Below are 14,144 nucleotides of genomic sequence, written 5' to 3' on the forward strand. Positions count from 1 at the left end.
GACATTCATGCATCAGCTATAAGGCGACCCTCCGCGAGGCGGGGCGCCTTTGGCTGTCGCTGTCAGCGCTTCAGCCAGTCGACCAGCCGCGTCGTCGCTTCAGCCACTTGGCCAGGATTTCGCAGATAGCACATCCGCATGAAGCCGGCGCCGGCCCGGCCGAACGCGTCGCCCGGCGCCAGGCCGACATTCGCCTCGTCGACGAGACGCAGGCCGAGCTTGCGCGTATCGCTTTCGCCATCCACGGAGAAGAACAGGTAGAACGCGCCCGGTGGCCGGTGGAAGCGAACGCGGCCGGTAGCCTCCAGCGCGTCGCAGACGATGGTCCGGCACGCGATGGCGCGCTCGCGCTGGAAGGCAATGAAATCCTCGCCCTGGTCCAAGGCCGCAACGCCCGCGCGCTGCAGGAACCGCGGCGTGCCCGAGCTTGAATACTGGATGAGGTTCTCGATCACCTGCCCATAAGCCGGCGGCGCGGCGAGCCAGCCGACGCGCCAGCCGGTCATCGCCCAGTTTTTGGACAAGGTATTGACGTACAGAATCCGATCTTCGGGATCGGCGACATCGTAGAAGGACGGTGAGCGCTCGCCCTCATATACGAAGCGCGTATAGACCTCGTCGGCGATGATCCAGAGGCCGCGCTTGCGGGCGAAGTCGCGGATCGTGATCAGTTCCTCGCGGGTCGCCGTCCATCCCGTCGGATTGCAAGGCGAGTTCAGGAACAGCGCCTTGGTGCGCGGCGTGACGGCGCCGAAAAAGCGGTCGAGATCGAGCGTCCAGCCCGCATTGCCGAAATGCATCGGCACCTCGACGGCCTTGGCACCGCCGACTTCCACCGCGGCGGCGAAGTTGGGCCAGGCCGGCGTCGGCACAATCACCTCATCGCCCACGCCCGAGACCATGCGAAGCGCGATCTGGATCGCCGGCATGCCGCCCGAGGTGACGAAGAAACGTTCCGGATCGAAGGCGCCGCCATAGAGCCGTTCGTGATAGCGCGCGATCGCCGCCCGAAGCTCCGGGATGCCGCGCTGATAGGTGTAGAAGGTCTCGCCGGCGGCAATGCCGGCCGCGGCCGCTTCGCCGATGAAGGAGGGCGTTGGCAGATCGCCCTCGCCGACCCAGAGCGGGATCAGGCCATCGCGATGGCGGCCATAGTTGAAGACTTCGACGATGCCGCTTTCCGGCGCTTCGTTCGCTTCAGGCCGAAGGCCTGGCTGGCTGGAATGGGCGTTCACGAAACATCCGAACTGGTCAGGGAAACGGCGAAACTAGCCGATCGCGCAGCTTCGCGCTCATGAATATTCGTGAGCCAATCCTTCAATCATCTTGAAGAGAACGAGGCTGTGATGCCGATCACAGCCTCGCCGACGTCATTTCTTCGCGAGCTGGTCGCGAATCTCGCGCAGGAGCAGAACGTCCTCCGGCGTCGGGGCCGGGGCTGCCGGTGCCGCGGCCTGCTGCCGACGCAGCGTGTTCATGCCCTTGACGATCATGAACAGGATCCAGGCGACGATCAGGAAGTTGATCAGGAGCGTCAGGAAGTTGCCATAGGCGATCGTGGCGCCGGCCTTGCGGGCAGCCTCGAGCGTCGGCTGTGGATCGCCGGCGAGCTGGATATATTTGTTGGTGAAGTCGATGCCGCCGGTGATCCGGCCGACGATCGGCATGATGATGTCGTTGACGATCGACTGGACCAAACCGCTGAAGGCGGCGCCGATGATAATACCGATGGCGAGGTCCATCATGTTGCCCTTCAAGGCGAATTCCCGGAATTCCTTCAGCATGACGCAGTTCCCTGTTTGACGGCGCGCGGCCCCCGATTCGACGCCTCCCGACCTTAATTCAAACCTCCCGCATGGCAATCGACGAGATCGGACCATGCCGCGTCGTTCCGAGCCGTTGACGCCTGCCTCCGCTTGGGATTAAGAGCCGGGAAAAGCAAGGAGTTTGCCGACGATGTACCGTTCGGTGACGCGATCGATCCAGGTTACCGTCCGGCCGAGCTTCGCCGAGGACGAGTCCTCGCCCGGCGAAGGCCGCTATGTCTGGGCCTACACGATCGAGATCATCAATCTCGGACTCGAGAACGTGCAGCTTCGCTCACGCTGCTGGCGCATCACCGATGCGAGCGGGCGCACGGAGGAGGTTCGCGGCGTTGGCGTCGTCGGCAAGGAGCCGCTGCTGAAGCCAGGCGAGAGCTTCGAATATACCAGCGGCTGCCCGCTCTCGACCTCGTCCGGCATCATGGTCGGCACCTACCAGATGCAGACCGAGACCGGCGAACTTTTCCTCGTCGATATCCCGGCCTTCTCGCTCGACGTGCCCAACGCGGCCCGCGTCGTTCACTGATCGAGACGCTCCAAATACCCCGAATGGCTGGATCTCGATCGCCCATCTCGACGTGAAGGCCAAAATGCATTAGGCATTCTGTCAGATCGTGTCCGGAGAGGTTCGGACGCCGTGTCAGGTCGCGATCCAAACCGGGTCGGCAACGCCCAGGCAAGAGTGAGCCAGATTGCGCCGCCGCGGCAAGGCGAAGCAAAAGGGAGACTTCCGATAGGCTCTATCGTGGACCGCGTGTCCCCTCTTCTTCTGGCAGTATTCCTTCTCCTCGTGCCGGTTTCGTCGCACGCGGGCGAGAAGATGTCTCCCGACGAGGTCCAGGCGCTCGCGATCGAATATGCCGACCTTTACGGCCTGCCGCATGGGATTGTCCTGCGCACGGTGAAGCGCGAGAGCCGGTTCATACCCTCGGCCCGGAACGGTCCTTATTGGGGCCTCATGCAGATCCGCTACGACACCGCCAAGGGCGTCGGCTATCGGGGCACGGCGACCGGCCTGCTCGATGCCGAGACGAACTTGAACTACGGCGTCGCCTATCTCGCCAACGCCTACATGATCGCGGGCGGCAATGAGAGCATGACGCATCGGCTTTACCGCGGCGGCTATTACTACGCGGCGAAGCGAAAGAAGCTGCTCGCCAAGCTGATCACGGCGCCGCCGGTCGGAACGCAACCCGTGATGGTCGCCACGCTGATGGAGAAGCCGGCCCCGGCGATCGAGGCCGCTGCCGTCGAGGCCCCGGCCCCAGCGGAAATTCCGCTGCCGACGCCGAAGCCGCTGGTCGTCGTGACCGCTGCCGCGACCGACGAATCCGAGGCGCCGGCGAGCGTGCCCCTCCCGATTCCCAAGCCCGTCCTCGTGGCCGAGGCTCCGGCAGAGGTGCCCCAGCCGATCGTCGCGAAACCGCAGGTCGTACTCGCCTCGGTCCTGCCGGAACCGAAGCTCTCGTTCAATTTCAGCCGGGACCCGGCGCCTGCCTCGCCCGCCTTGATGGCGCTGGCCGAAGAATCAAGCGCTCCCGTCGGCGAGCCGGCAGCGGGCGTCCCCATACCCTTACCGAACCCGCGCACTCTGGCATCGCTGACGCCATCGCCGCTCGGTGAACGCAGCTTCTCCGATTCCTATTTCGACGTTGCTGCGTCATCCCTCGTCTTCAAGTCGCCGGTCAGCCTGCGCCGCGCCGCCGAAGCGGCCGGATCGACGATGGTGGCCTCGGCCGCGATCCCCAAGCCGAAGCCGAAGCCCACCGCGCAATAGGCCTTAAGCGGCTCGCGCCCCACCTTCTGACGTACGCCCCTCAGATCCTGGTTTCGCTTCCGCGCGCCTTGGCTTAGAAAGGGCGCGAGCCGGCGGATTGCCGGCGCTTCGCAAGAAGAATCATCAGGAGGAGACGGGCATGACCACAGGCGCGATCTATCCGAGCCTCAAGGGACGGACGGTGCTGGTGACCGGCGGCGGAAGCGGAATCGGCGAGTCCATCGTCCGCCATTTCGCCGGACAGGGCTCCAAGGTCGGCTTTCTCGACATCAACGAGGAAGCGTCGAACAAGCTGGTCGCGGAACTCTCCGCCGAGGGCACCGTGCATTTCGAGCCTTGCGACCTGCGCGACATCGCGGCGCTGCGCCAGGCGATCGCCAATGTGCGCGCCAAGCTCGGCCCGATCACCGTCCTCATCAACAATGCCGCCCATGACCAGCGCCACAAAATCGAGGATGTGACGCCGGAATATTGGGACGAGCGCTACCAGGTGAACATCCGCCACCAGTTCTTCGCCGCGCAGGCCGTGATCGAAGACATGAAGGCGGCCGGAAACGGCGCGATCATCAATATGGGCTCGACATCCTGGATGATCGGCCAGGGCGGCATGCCGGCCTACACCTCGGCGAAATCGGCGGTGATGGGCCTGACGCGCGGCCTCGCCCGGGATCTCGGCCCGTTCAACATCCGCGTCTGCTCCGTCGTCCCGGGCTGGATCATGACGCAGCGCCAGATCGACCTTTGGCTGACGCCCGAGGCCGAGAAGGATTTGATGGCGAAGCAGTGCCTGAAGCGCAAGCTTTTCCCAGACGACATCGCCCGCGTCGTGCAGTTCTTCGCCTCGGACGAGGCATCCGGCTGTACCAACCAGGCCTACATCGTCGACGGCGGCTGGGTCTGAGGTACGCACATCAAATCGGAGGCGAATGCGTCGTTGCGGCGCGCTCGCCCCGATTGGCTCTGGAACGAGCGGCCGCATGGATGCGCGGCCGCCGCCGCTGTTCAGGCCCGCGGCTCGTCAATCCCGAAGCCGGCAGGCAGCAATTCGGCGATCGAGAAGCTCTGGCCCTTGCCGGTCGGGTCGAAGCATTCGATCACCGTCCGCGCCGTGGAGAACTCCTTGAGCCGCTGCCGGCAGCCGCCGCAGGGCGTGCAGACGATGCCGCCCTCGACGCGATCGGCGACGACCACCACGGAGGCAACGCGCCGGCCGGCCGGATCGAGGCTCGACGAGATCATCTGGCCGAGCGCCGAGGTCTCGGCGCACCAGCCTTCGGGAAACGATGCGTTTTCGACATTAGCACCGGCGAAGATCCGCCCGTCCTCGGTCCGAAGCGCCGCGCCGACATAAAAGCGCGAATAAGGTGCATGCGCCCGGCTCCGCACGTCCCGTGCGCGCTCGAAGAGTTCGGCATCCATCGACATTCCTTCCGGCGGTTTCCCCGGCCGCCGCGGGCCGGCTGGACGATGAAGCCCGCGCCGGCTGGCGGGGTCAAGCCTCGCGACGGGAGTGGCGATTGGACGGCGCCTCCCCGGCCTCACCTCGCAGCGGTTGCCGCTGCATCGGGCAAACGATGGCAAAACGTGCAGATCAACGAGGAGGACCGCACGATTTTCCCACTTTCGGCTTTTCCTCGGACCCCGATCTTTCTATCACTGGCTAGCAGCAGGCGGCCGGCGAGCGAGACAATGAGGATTTCCCCTTGCGACCGACTTTGGCTTTGATTGCCCACGACCAGAAGAAGGCCGACATGGTGGACTTCGCGGTCGAGCATGCGGCTCGGCTTTCGACCTTCGATCTCGTCGCCACCGGAACCACCGGAGCGCGGATCGTCGAGGCGGCGCCGGAGCTGCCCGTGCGACGGCTGAAGAGCGGACCGCTCGGCGGCGACCAGCAGATCGGCGCGCTGATCGCGGAAGGCCGCATCGCCGGGCTCATCTTCTTCGTCGATCCGCTGACGCCGATGCCGCATGATGTCGACGTCAAGGCACTGACCCGACTGGCCGAACTCTACGATATCCCGATGGCGCTGAACCGCGCGACGGCCCAGCTTCTCATCACCCATTCCGGCGCCTTCGCGCCCTCACCCTGACCGCTTCCCCCAGCAGGATCGCGACCAAGGCATCATGAATTCCGGCGTCCAGAAACCAGCTTCCATCCTCGAGCGAAACATCGTCCCCTTTCCGACGCTGATCGGCGATATAGGCGGCACCAATGCCCGCTTCGCCCTGGTGCGGGACGGGGACCAGCCGGTAGAGCGCTTCCCCAACGCCCATACGGCCGATTTCGCCACGATTGACGACGCGATCGCTTTTTCCATGTCGCAGGGCGCGCGGCCGAGATCGGCTGTCCTGGCCCTGGCCGGTCCAGTCCAAGGCGACAAGGTTCCCCTGACCAACTGCCCGTGGGTGGTGGAGCCGAAGCGGATGATCGAGCGTTTCGGGCTCGACGAAGTGATTCTGCTTAACGACTTCGAAGCGCTATCGCTGTCGCTTCCCGCCCTCGGCGACGAGGATCTCGTCCGCGTCGGCGGCGGCGAGGCGATCGCCAATGCGGCGCAGGTCGTGGTGGGTCCGGGGACCGGGCTTGGCGCGGCGGCGTTGATCCATGCGCGCGGCACATGGTTTCCGGTTCCAGGCGAAGGTGGCCATATCGACCTCGCTCCGGTCACGGCACGCGATTTCGAGATCTGGCCGCATATCGACGAGCCGTTCGGCGAAGGCATCCATCGCCGGATCGCCGGGGAGACGCTCCTCTGCGGCGCCGGTCTGGTGCGCCTCTATCGTGCGATTCTGGCAGCCGACGGCAAGACCGGCACCTTCGACAATCCCTCGGAGATCACGGCGGCCGCGATGGATGGCAGCGACGCCGACGCGCGCGAGGCGCTGTCGCTCTTCTGCGTGCATCTGGGACGCCTTGCCGGCAACCTCGCGCTCGCGTTCATGGCGCGGGGCGGCGTGTTCCTGGCCGGCGGCATCGCCGCCAAGATCGCGCCCTTCATCGCGACGAGCGGCTTCCGTGAAGCGTTCATCGACAAGGCGCCGCACCAGGCGATGATGGACAAGATGCCGACTTCCGTCATCGTGCATCCCGCGCCGGCGCTCGCCGGAATTGCCGCCTATGCTCGCCATCCCGAAACGTTCGGCGTCGTCACCGACGGGCGGCACTGGCGCCGCTGATCAGGGGACCGGCCTTCACGACAGCCGTAGCAGGCTGGCGACGACGATCGTCTCGTCGATCGCCGGCCAGTGAAGCACGGTGCCGTTCTGGACAATCTGACCGCCCGCCCGCGCCGCCTCCCCGGCTGCCAGAAGCTTTGACGACCAGGCGAGCGGGATGGAGAGTTCGCGTCCATCGGCAAGGCCGACGAGCAGCATGTCCTCGGTGACGAAGATATCGACGGCGCGCGGGTCGGGCAGGATCGTTTCGTCGGTCATGAAGGGCCTCCCTCGTGGGCCTGTGGCGCTCTATCTTTTTGTTTTCGCATCGGATTTTCCGAAAACCGGATTCCACTTCTCGGTCCGATGCTCTACCGCGGTTCGCCTGACCGACGAAGCACCGATTCCCGGAGATATCATGTGCCGCGCGGCTTGGCCCGGCTCGTCGGCGCGGCGGCGAGCGGATCCTCCGGCCAGACATGCCGTGGATAGCGCCCGCGCATATCGCTTCGAACGTCACGCCAGGAGCCGCGCCAGAAGCTCGGCAGGTCGCGCGTAATCTGGATCGGCCGGTGCGCGGGCGACAACAACGCGACGATCAGCGGCACGCGACCGTCACCGACCGAAGGATGACGGTCGAGGCCGAAGAGTTCCTGGACGCGGATGTTGAGCACCGGTCCGTCCGGATCCGAATAGTCGATCGGCAGGCGCGATCCGGTGGGCGCCTCGAAATGGCTTGGCGCCAGCCGGTCCAGCGCCGCCCGCTTGTCCCACGGCACCAGCGACATCAGCGCCTCGCGCAGCAGCCCGCCATCGATCGCGTCGAGCCGCCTTTTGCCGGCGAGAGCATCGCCCAGCCAATGTTCCAGGCTCGCCGCCAGGGCGTCATCGGAGACATCCGGCCATTCCTCGCCAAGGCGGGCGCGCAAGAAGGCGAGGCGCTGCCGGAAGGACGCGGCGCTGCCGAGATCGAAGCTGCCCAGGCCGACGCGCCTTATCTCGGCAATGAGCGCCGCCGTCACCTGCGCCTCGGGAAGCTTCGAGATCGGCTTCTCCGTCAGAAGCAGGCGGCCCAGGCGCCGCACGCGGTGGCCGCGCACGGAACCGGTCTCCGTGTCGAAGCCGACCCGGTCCTCCTCGACGATGTCGGCGGCGAAATTCGCCTCGATCTCGGTCCGGTCCAGCGGCGCGGCGGTCAGGATGCGCGCCCGCTCGGCAACGCCCTGTAGTTCGGCAACGGCGAGGAAGGCTTCACGCGCGAGCGCATCGGCGGCGTCGAGCACGCCGCCCCGGCCGTTGGCGAGCACAAAGGCGCCCGGCGCCCCGCGCGCCATCGCTATGCGTTCCGGGAAGGCGAAGGCGATCAGCAGTCCGGCCTCCTCGATCCTGTCGCGGCCGGAGGCGGGATCGGCGCCGACATTGCGAGCAAAGCGGGCGGCAAGCGTCAGCGCATCGCGGCTACGCCTGTCCGTTCCCACGAACAGCCGCCGCAGCCTTTCGCGCAGATCCGTATCGTTTCCGCCGAGGCCGGGCTCCTCCAGCACCGCCGCCAACGCGCCGCCAAGGCCACCAAGGCCGAGGGCGGCGGCCTGGCGCAGCATATGGCCGAGCCGCGGCGGCAGGCCAAGCCGGGCCAGCGCTCTGCCCTCGTTCGTCAGACGGCGGTCGGCGTCAAGCGCACCAAGCCGGCCAAGCAGCGCCACAGCCTCGTCCCAAGCCGGGCGCGGCGGGGAATCCAGAAAGGCGAGCGCGGCGGGATCGGCCACGCCCCAATTGGCGAGATCGAGCACCAGCGGCGCCAGATCCGCCTCCAGGATTTCGGGCCGATCGAAAGGCGCCAGCGCGTTGGTCTGGCCCTCGTCCCAGAGCCGATAGCAGACGCCCGGTTCCGTGCGCCCGGCGCGGCCTCGGCGCTGGTCGGCCGACGCGCGCGAGACGCGGCGCGTCTCCAGCCGGGTCAGGCCGGTTGCCGGCTCGTAGCGCGGCGCGCGCGCAAGTCCGCTGTCGATCACGACGCGCACGCCCTCGATGGTCAACGAGGTCTCGGCGATCGACGTTGCCAGGACCACCTTGCGCTTGCCCTCCCCGGCCGACCGGATAGCGCGGTCCTGCGCGGCAAAATCGAGCGCACCGTAGAGCGGGGCCAGTTCGACATTGGCGGGAAGGCGTCCTTCCAGCCGTTCGGCAACGCGGCGGATCTCCGCCTGACCGGGTAGGAAGACGAGCAGGCTACCGCTCGACTCAGACAGCGCGCGCCGCACGGCTTCGGCGACGGCATCTTCGATCCGCTGTGCGGGATCTCGCGAAAGATGGCGCGTCTCGACCGGAAACATGCGCCCGAGGCTCTCGATGACGGGCGCCTCGACGAGGAGGCGGGCGACGCGGGCGCCATCGATCGTCGCGGACATGACGAGGATCCGCAGATCCTCGCGCAACCCGGCCTGCGCATCGAGCGCCAGGGCAAGGCCGAGATCGCCGTCCAGGCTGCGCTCGTGATACTCGTCGAAGACCACGGCGGCGACACCGGCAAGCCCCGGATCATCGAGGATCATCCGCGCGAAAATGCCTTCCGTGACGATCTCGATGCGCGTTCGCGCCGAGACGCGGCTTTCCATGCGGACCCGGTAGCCGACCCGCTCGCCGACCGCCTCGCCCAGCGTCTCGGCCATGCGCCGGGCGGCGGCGCGGGCGGCGAGACGGCGCGGCTCCAGCATCAGGACGCGGCCATCGCCACGCCAGGGCGCGTCCAGCAGCGCCAGCGGCACGCGGGTCGTCTTGCCGGCGCCGGGCGGCGCGACGAGTACGGCATTCGGCCGCTCGGCAAGGGCGCTCAGCAGGTCAGGGAGGACGTCGTCGACGGGAAGCATGGGCAGGTCATAAGGCCAGCCTTATCGCAAGACTAGAGCGGGCGTCTTGCTTGCCGGCGAATACCGCCAACCTACTCCGCCGCGGCGGGGCTGGCCTCGACATCATGCACCTTCAACTCGTCGAGCCGGGGCATAGAGATGATGTTGTAGCCGGAATCGACGAAATGGATCTCGCCGGTCACGCCGGAGCCGAGATCCGACAGGAGATAGGTCGCCGTGCTGCCGATTTCCTCAAGCGAGACGGCGCGGCGGAGCGGCGAATTGCGCTTCTGGAAATTATACATGACCCGCGCGTCGGAAACGCCGGAGCCGGCCAGCGTGCGCACGGGACCGGCGGAAATCGCGTTGATGCGCACGCCGTCGCAGCCGAAATCCATGGCGAGATAGCGCACCGAGGATTCAAGAGCCGCCTTGGCGACGCCCATGACATTGTAGTTCGGCATGACGCGGGTCGAGCCGCCATAGGTCAGCGTCACGATCGAGCCGCCCTTCGTCATCAGCGCCGCCGCACGCTTGGCGATCTCGGTGAAGGAGAAGCACGAGATCAGCATCGTCTTGGCGAAATTATCGCGGGACGTGTCGGCGTAGCGGCCCTTCAGCTCGTTCTTGTCGGAGAAGGCAATGGCGTGAACGAGAAAGTCGATCGAGCCCCACTCCGCCTTCAGCGCGTCGAAGACGCTGTCGACCGAGGCGATATCCTCGACATCGCAGGGCAGCAGCAGCTTGCCGCCAACCGAATCGGCTAGCGGCTTGACGCGGCGGCCGAAGGCGTCGCCCTGGTAGGTAAAAGCCAGTTCGGCGCCATGCGCCGCGAGCGTCCTGGCGATACCCCAGGCGATGGAATGATCGTTGGCGACCCCCATGACGAGGCCGCGTTTGCCGCTCATCAGGCTGCTGATCGTTCCCGTCATTCCCGCCCCTTGTCCAGCTTCAGGCTGTGTAGCGCTGGAAGACCAGCGATGCGTTGGTGCCGCCGAAGCCGAAGCTGTTGGAAAGCACGGTGTCGATCTTGGCGTTGTCGATGCGCTTCCTGACGATCGGCATGTCGGCGAAGGCAGGATCGAGTTCCTCGATATGGGCCGATTCCGCGATGAAGCGGTTGTTCATCATCAACAGCGAATAGATCGACTCATGCACGCCGGTCGCGCCCTGCGAGTGGCCGGTGAGCGACTTGGTCGCCGAGATCGGCGGGCAGTCGTCGCCGGAACCGAACACTTCGCGGATCGCCTCCATCTCCCTCAGATCGCCGATCGGCGTCGAGGTGGCGTGCGGATTGATATAGTCGACCTTCTCGCCGACATTCGCGATCGCCTGACGCATGCAGCGCGCCGCGCCCTCGCCCGAAGGCGCCACCATGTCGGCACCGTCCGATGTCGCGCCATAGCCGACGATCTCGCCATAGATGCGCGCGCCGCGGGCCTTGGCGACTTCAAGATCCTCAAGCACCAGCACGCCGGCGCCGCCGGAAATCACGAAGCCGTCGCGGTTCGCGTCATAGGCGCGCGACGCGATCTGCGGGCGATCGTTATATTTCGACGAGAGCGCGCCCATCGCGTCGAAGAGGACCGACAGCGTCCAGTCGAGTTCCTCGCAGCCGCCGGCGAACATGCGATCCTGCTTGCCGTAGAGGATGTTCTCATAGGCATTCCCGATGCAGTGGTTCGACGTCGCGCAGGCCGAGGAGATCGAATAGCTGAGGCCCTTGATCTTGAACCAGGTCGACAGCGTCGCGGAGGGCGAGGAAGACATCGCCTTCGGCACGGCCAACGGGCCGACCTTCTTGGACGAGCCGGAGGCGAGCGCCTTCTGCGCCGATTCGACGATCGTGCGGGTCGACGGACCGCCGGAGCCCATCACGATGCCGGTGCGCTCATTGGAGATCTCGCTCTCCTCAAGCCCGGCATCGCGGATCGCCTGGTCCATGGCGACATGGTTCCAGGCGGTACCACCGCCATGGAAGCGCATCGCCCGCCGGTCGACGATTTCCGCCGGATCCAGCGTCGGCGCACCAGCGACATGGCTGCGGAAACCGTGCGCGGCATAATCCTCGGAAAAGGAGATCCCGCTTTTCGCCTCGTGAAGGCTCGCGAGCACTTCCTGGGTGTTGTTGCCGATGGAAGAGACGATCCCCATCCCCGTCACGACGACCCGCTTCATGGATACTGTCCTTAGCTAATGGAGCCTGCGCTCGGTTGCCGACCGTTCCGGCCCCGCATGGGTCGGACCTGCCGCTCAGCCAACGGCAGGCTGCGCTTCGCCCTTGAAAAGGCCGACGCGGAGGTCCTTGGCGCGATAGATGGTGACGCCGTCGGCTTTCAGCCAGCCATCACCGATACCGAGCACCAGTTTCGAGCGGAGAACGCGTTTCAGATCGACGCCATATTCGACGAGTTTCACATTCGGCAGCACCATGCCGGAGAACTTCAGTTCGCCGGTCGACAGCGCGCGCCCGCGACCGGGCGAGCCGCTCCAGCCGAGGAAAAACCCGAGCATCTGCCAGAGCGCGTCAAGCCCGAGACAGCCCGGCATCACGGGATCGCCCTTGAAATGGCACTGGAAGAACCAGAGGTCCGGATTGACGTCGAGTTCGGCGCGGATATGGCCCTTGCCAAACTCGCCACCCTCTTCGCTGATCGAGGTAATCCGATCGAACATCAGCATGGGCGGCAGCGGAAGCTGAGCGTTGCCCTCACCGAACAATTCACCTCGCCCGCAGGCGAGCAGAGCTTCATAGTCAAAGCTCGACGGGCGGTCTTCCATGCCGTCTCACCACCTGTTCCCGGCTGCCGTCCTGGTGTTCCCGCCGGACCGGCCCCATATTGATACGATGCGCGTCAACGTCCACCCCCGCGCGGGTCGCGGTCTTCCTAACATAGCCCGATTCCGTTCGAAAGCCCGCGAAGTGGCAGGATTCCGACTAGCTGTGATGCACTGCGGGAGGATCTGGATGGTTCGGCGGCTGAAGATCGGGGCACGGGAATGCGCGCGCCTGGCGTGGGTTCTATCGCTTATCGCGATCGCCAGCCTCGCGCTTCCCGAGGCTGGCGCGGCCCGGGACATCTTCTCCAGCCCGGGTCTCGGCCTGACGCCGGTTCCCGTGCCACGCGTGGTTCCGCAGCGCACGCCGAGCGGCGTTCCCGCGCTGGACGCGAACCAGTGCCAGCTCATGGCCGGCACCTGCCCGCTCGGCCGCCTTCAACGCTCCGGCGGCCGCTGCTTCTGCGCATCGGGCAATGGCACGGTGCGTCAGGGCACCACGCGCACGAAGCCGCAGGATGCGCGCCCGTCGACGAATACGCCCTGAGAGAAGGCGTCGACGACCGGCGGATGTCGATCAGGCCCGCTCGGGAAAGAGCGCCAGGAGACCCTCGCGGCTCGCATGGGCGACGCCGCGCTCGGTGATGAGGCCGGTCAGGAGGCGGGCCGGCGTCACATCGAAGGCCGGATTGGCAGCGCGCGTGCCCTTCGGCGTCAGCCGCACCTTGACGAGCGTACCGTCGCCGGCAACCCCGGTGATATGCGTGACCTCGTCGCTGGCGCGCTCCTCGATCTCGATCTCCTTGACGCCGTCATGGACACGCCAGTCGATCGTCGAACTCGGCATGACGACATAGAAGGGAACGTTGTTATCGCGGGCGGCGAGCGCCTTCAGATAGGTGCCGATCTTGTTGCAGGCATCGCCATCGGCAGTCACGCGATCCGCCCCGACAAGGCAGATATCAACCTCGCCATGCTGCATCAGATGACCACCGGCATTGTCGGCGATCAGCGTGTGCGGCACGCCATGCGAGCCGAGCTCCCACGTCGTCAGGCTGGCGCCCTGGTTGCGTGGACGCGTCTCGTCGACCCAGACATGGACCGGTATCTCGTTGTCATGCGCACGGTAGACGACGCCGAGCGCCGTGCCCCAATCGACGCAGGCGATCCAGCCCGTGTTGCAATGAGTCAGGATGTTGACCGGCCCGGAGCGGCCCTTGGCTTCCCATATTTCGCGGATCAACTGGGCGCCATGCGACGCCATCGTGCCGTTGGTCTCGATGTCTTCGGCATGAAGACGGTCGGCGACGGCATAGGCAGCGGCGGCTCGCTCGGCGACCGGAAACGGGGCGACCTCGGCGCGGACGATCTCCAGCGCCCAGCGCAGATTGACCGCGGTCGGACGGGCGGCGTTCAGCGCAGCGAAGGCGGCGGCGAGATTGTCGTCCGATGCATCCTCATGCAGCGCCATCGCATAGCCATAGGCGCCGGTGACGCCGATGAGCGGCGCGCCGCGCACGACCATGCGCTTGATCGCGTCGATCGCATCGGCGACATTTTCCAGCCGACGCGTCTCGAAGCGATGCGGGAGGAGCGTCTGGTCGACGACGACGACGTAAGCCGCATTCGGTTCGCGCCAGATCGCACGATAGGATACGCCGTCGACTTTCATGGAAGACCCCGCAAATTTAGCGTTCAGGAAGGGTGACCGACCTGACGTAATCGAGTAGAGGCGGAACTGCCAGCCTTTCCAATCCGCCG

The 14,144-nt window shown here is 66.1% G+C and carries 15 protein-coding genes; 6 read left to right on the forward strand and 9 right to left on the reverse strand.

Annotation, left to right across the window (positions count from 1 at the left end):
* Positions 1-62 precede the first annotated feature (62 nt).
* Both OSH05_RS08070 and mscL read right to left on the reverse strand, forming a co-directional pair.
* Positions 63-1,235 (reverse strand): pyridoxal phosphate-dependent aminotransferase, encoded by a 1,173-nt coding sequence (locus OSH05_RS08070; protein ID WP_104220675.1) that lies wholly within the window; start codon positions 1,233-1,235, stop codon positions 63-65.
* A gap of 135 nt (positions 1,236-1,370) precedes the next feature.
* Positions 1,371-1,784, reverse strand: a complete 414-nt coding sequence (gene mscL, locus OSH05_RS08075; protein ID WP_104220676.1) for a large conductance mechanosensitive channel protein MscL — start codon at positions 1,782-1,784, stop codon at positions 1,371-1,373.
* 172 nt (positions 1,785-1,956) lie between these two features.
* On the opposite strand from mscL, the gene apaG reads away from it, so the two are divergent.
* The 3 genes from apaG (at position 1,957) to OSH05_RS08090 (ending at position 4,501) form a co-directional block, all read left to right on the forward strand.
* Positions 1,957-2,349 carry a Co2+/Mg2+ efflux protein ApaG gene (gene apaG / locus OSH05_RS08080; RefSeq protein WP_104220677.1) on the forward strand — a complete coding sequence of 131 codons (393 nt, stop codon included), beginning with the start codon at positions 1,957-1,959 and terminating at the stop codon, positions 2,347-2,349.
* A gap of 294 nt (positions 2,350-2,643) precedes the next feature.
* The gene (locus OSH05_RS08085) at positions 2,644-3,600 is read left to right on the forward strand and encodes a lytic transglycosylase domain-containing protein (protein WP_104220746.1); all 957 of its coding nucleotides are present in this window, start codon (positions 2,644-2,646) and stop codon (positions 3,598-3,600) included.
* Positions 3,601-3,739: 139 nt separating this feature from the next.
* Positions 3,740-4,501, forward strand: coding sequence for an SDR family NAD(P)-dependent oxidoreductase (locus tag OSH05_RS08090; protein WP_104220747.1), 762 nt, complete (start codon positions 3,740-3,742; stop codon positions 4,499-4,501).
* Positions 4,502-4,602: 101 nt separating this feature from the next.
* Here the strand turns inward: OSH05_RS08090 and cdd are convergent, their stop codons facing one another.
* The gene (gene cdd, locus OSH05_RS08095) at positions 4,603-5,019 is read right to left on the reverse strand and encodes a cytidine deaminase (protein WP_266352117.1); all 417 of its coding nucleotides are present in this window, start codon (positions 5,017-5,019) and stop codon (positions 4,603-4,605) included.
* Positions 5,020-5,351: 332 nt separating this feature from the next.
* On the opposite strand from cdd, the gene OSH05_RS08100 reads away from it, so the two are divergent.
* Together OSH05_RS08100 and glk are read left to right on the forward strand one after the other, a co-directional pair.
* Complete coding sequence (locus tag OSH05_RS08100; protein WP_104220748.1) at positions 5,352-5,693, forward strand: methylglyoxal synthase; 342 nt, start codon at positions 5,352-5,354, stop codon at positions 5,691-5,693.
* 34 nt (positions 5,694-5,727) lie between these two features.
* Positions 5,728-6,780, forward strand: coding sequence for a glucokinase (glk, locus tag OSH05_RS08105; RefSeq protein ID WP_104220679.1), 1,053 nt, complete (start codon positions 5,728-5,730; stop codon positions 6,778-6,780).
* 15 nt (positions 6,781-6,795) lie between these two features.
* On the opposite strand, the gene OSH05_RS08110 is transcribed toward glk, so the two are convergent.
* The 5 genes from OSH05_RS08110 to fabA form a co-directional block, all read right to left on the reverse strand.
* Positions 6,796-7,038, reverse strand: a complete 243-nt coding sequence (locus OSH05_RS08110; protein ID WP_207778805.1) for a DUF2442 domain-containing protein — start codon at positions 7,036-7,038, stop codon at positions 6,796-6,798.
* Between the two features lie 137 nt (positions 7,039-7,175).
* Positions 7,176-9,626 carry an ATP-dependent helicase HrpB gene (hrpB, locus tag OSH05_RS08115; RefSeq protein ID WP_104220680.1) on the reverse strand — a complete coding sequence of 817 codons (2,451 nt, stop codon included), beginning with the start codon at positions 9,624-9,626 and terminating at the stop codon, positions 7,176-7,178.
* 71 nt (positions 9,627-9,697) lie between these two features.
* Complete coding sequence (gene fabI / locus OSH05_RS08120; RefSeq protein WP_165801683.1) at positions 9,698-10,537, reverse strand: enoyl-ACP reductase FabI; 840 nt, start codon at positions 10,535-10,537, stop codon at positions 9,698-9,700.
* A 19-nt stretch (positions 10,538-10,556) separates the two neighbouring features.
* Positions 10,557-11,783, reverse strand: coding sequence for a beta-ketoacyl-ACP synthase I (fabB, locus tag OSH05_RS08125; protein WP_104220681.1), 1,227 nt, complete (start codon positions 11,781-11,783; stop codon positions 10,557-10,559).
* 75 nt (positions 11,784-11,858) lie between these two features.
* Positions 11,859-12,386, reverse strand: a complete 528-nt coding sequence (gene fabA / locus OSH05_RS08130; protein WP_104220682.1) for a 3-hydroxyacyl-[acyl-carrier-protein] dehydratase FabA — start codon at positions 12,384-12,386, stop codon at positions 11,859-11,861.
* A gap of 187 nt (positions 12,387-12,573) precedes the next feature.
* On the opposite strand from fabA, the gene OSH05_RS08135 reads away from it, so the two are divergent.
* Complete coding sequence (locus tag OSH05_RS08135) at positions 12,574-12,930, forward strand: hypothetical protein (RefSeq protein ID WP_104220683.1); 357 nt, start codon at positions 12,574-12,576, stop codon at positions 12,928-12,930.
* A 30-nt stretch (positions 12,931-12,960) separates the two neighbouring features.
* Here OSH05_RS08135 and mtnA read toward each other — a convergent pair whose 3' ends face one another.
* Complete coding sequence (gene mtnA / locus OSH05_RS08140; RefSeq protein WP_104220684.1) at positions 12,961-14,055, reverse strand: S-methyl-5-thioribose-1-phosphate isomerase; 1,095 nt, start codon at positions 14,053-14,055, stop codon at positions 12,961-12,963.
* Between the last annotated feature and the right edge of the window lie 89 nt (positions 14,056-14,144).

Origin of the sequence: Kaistia algarum, assembly GCF_026343945.1 — a bacterium.
Taxonomy (GTDB): Bacteria; Pseudomonadota; Alphaproteobacteria; order Rhizobiales; family Kaistiaceae; genus Kaistia; species Kaistia algarum.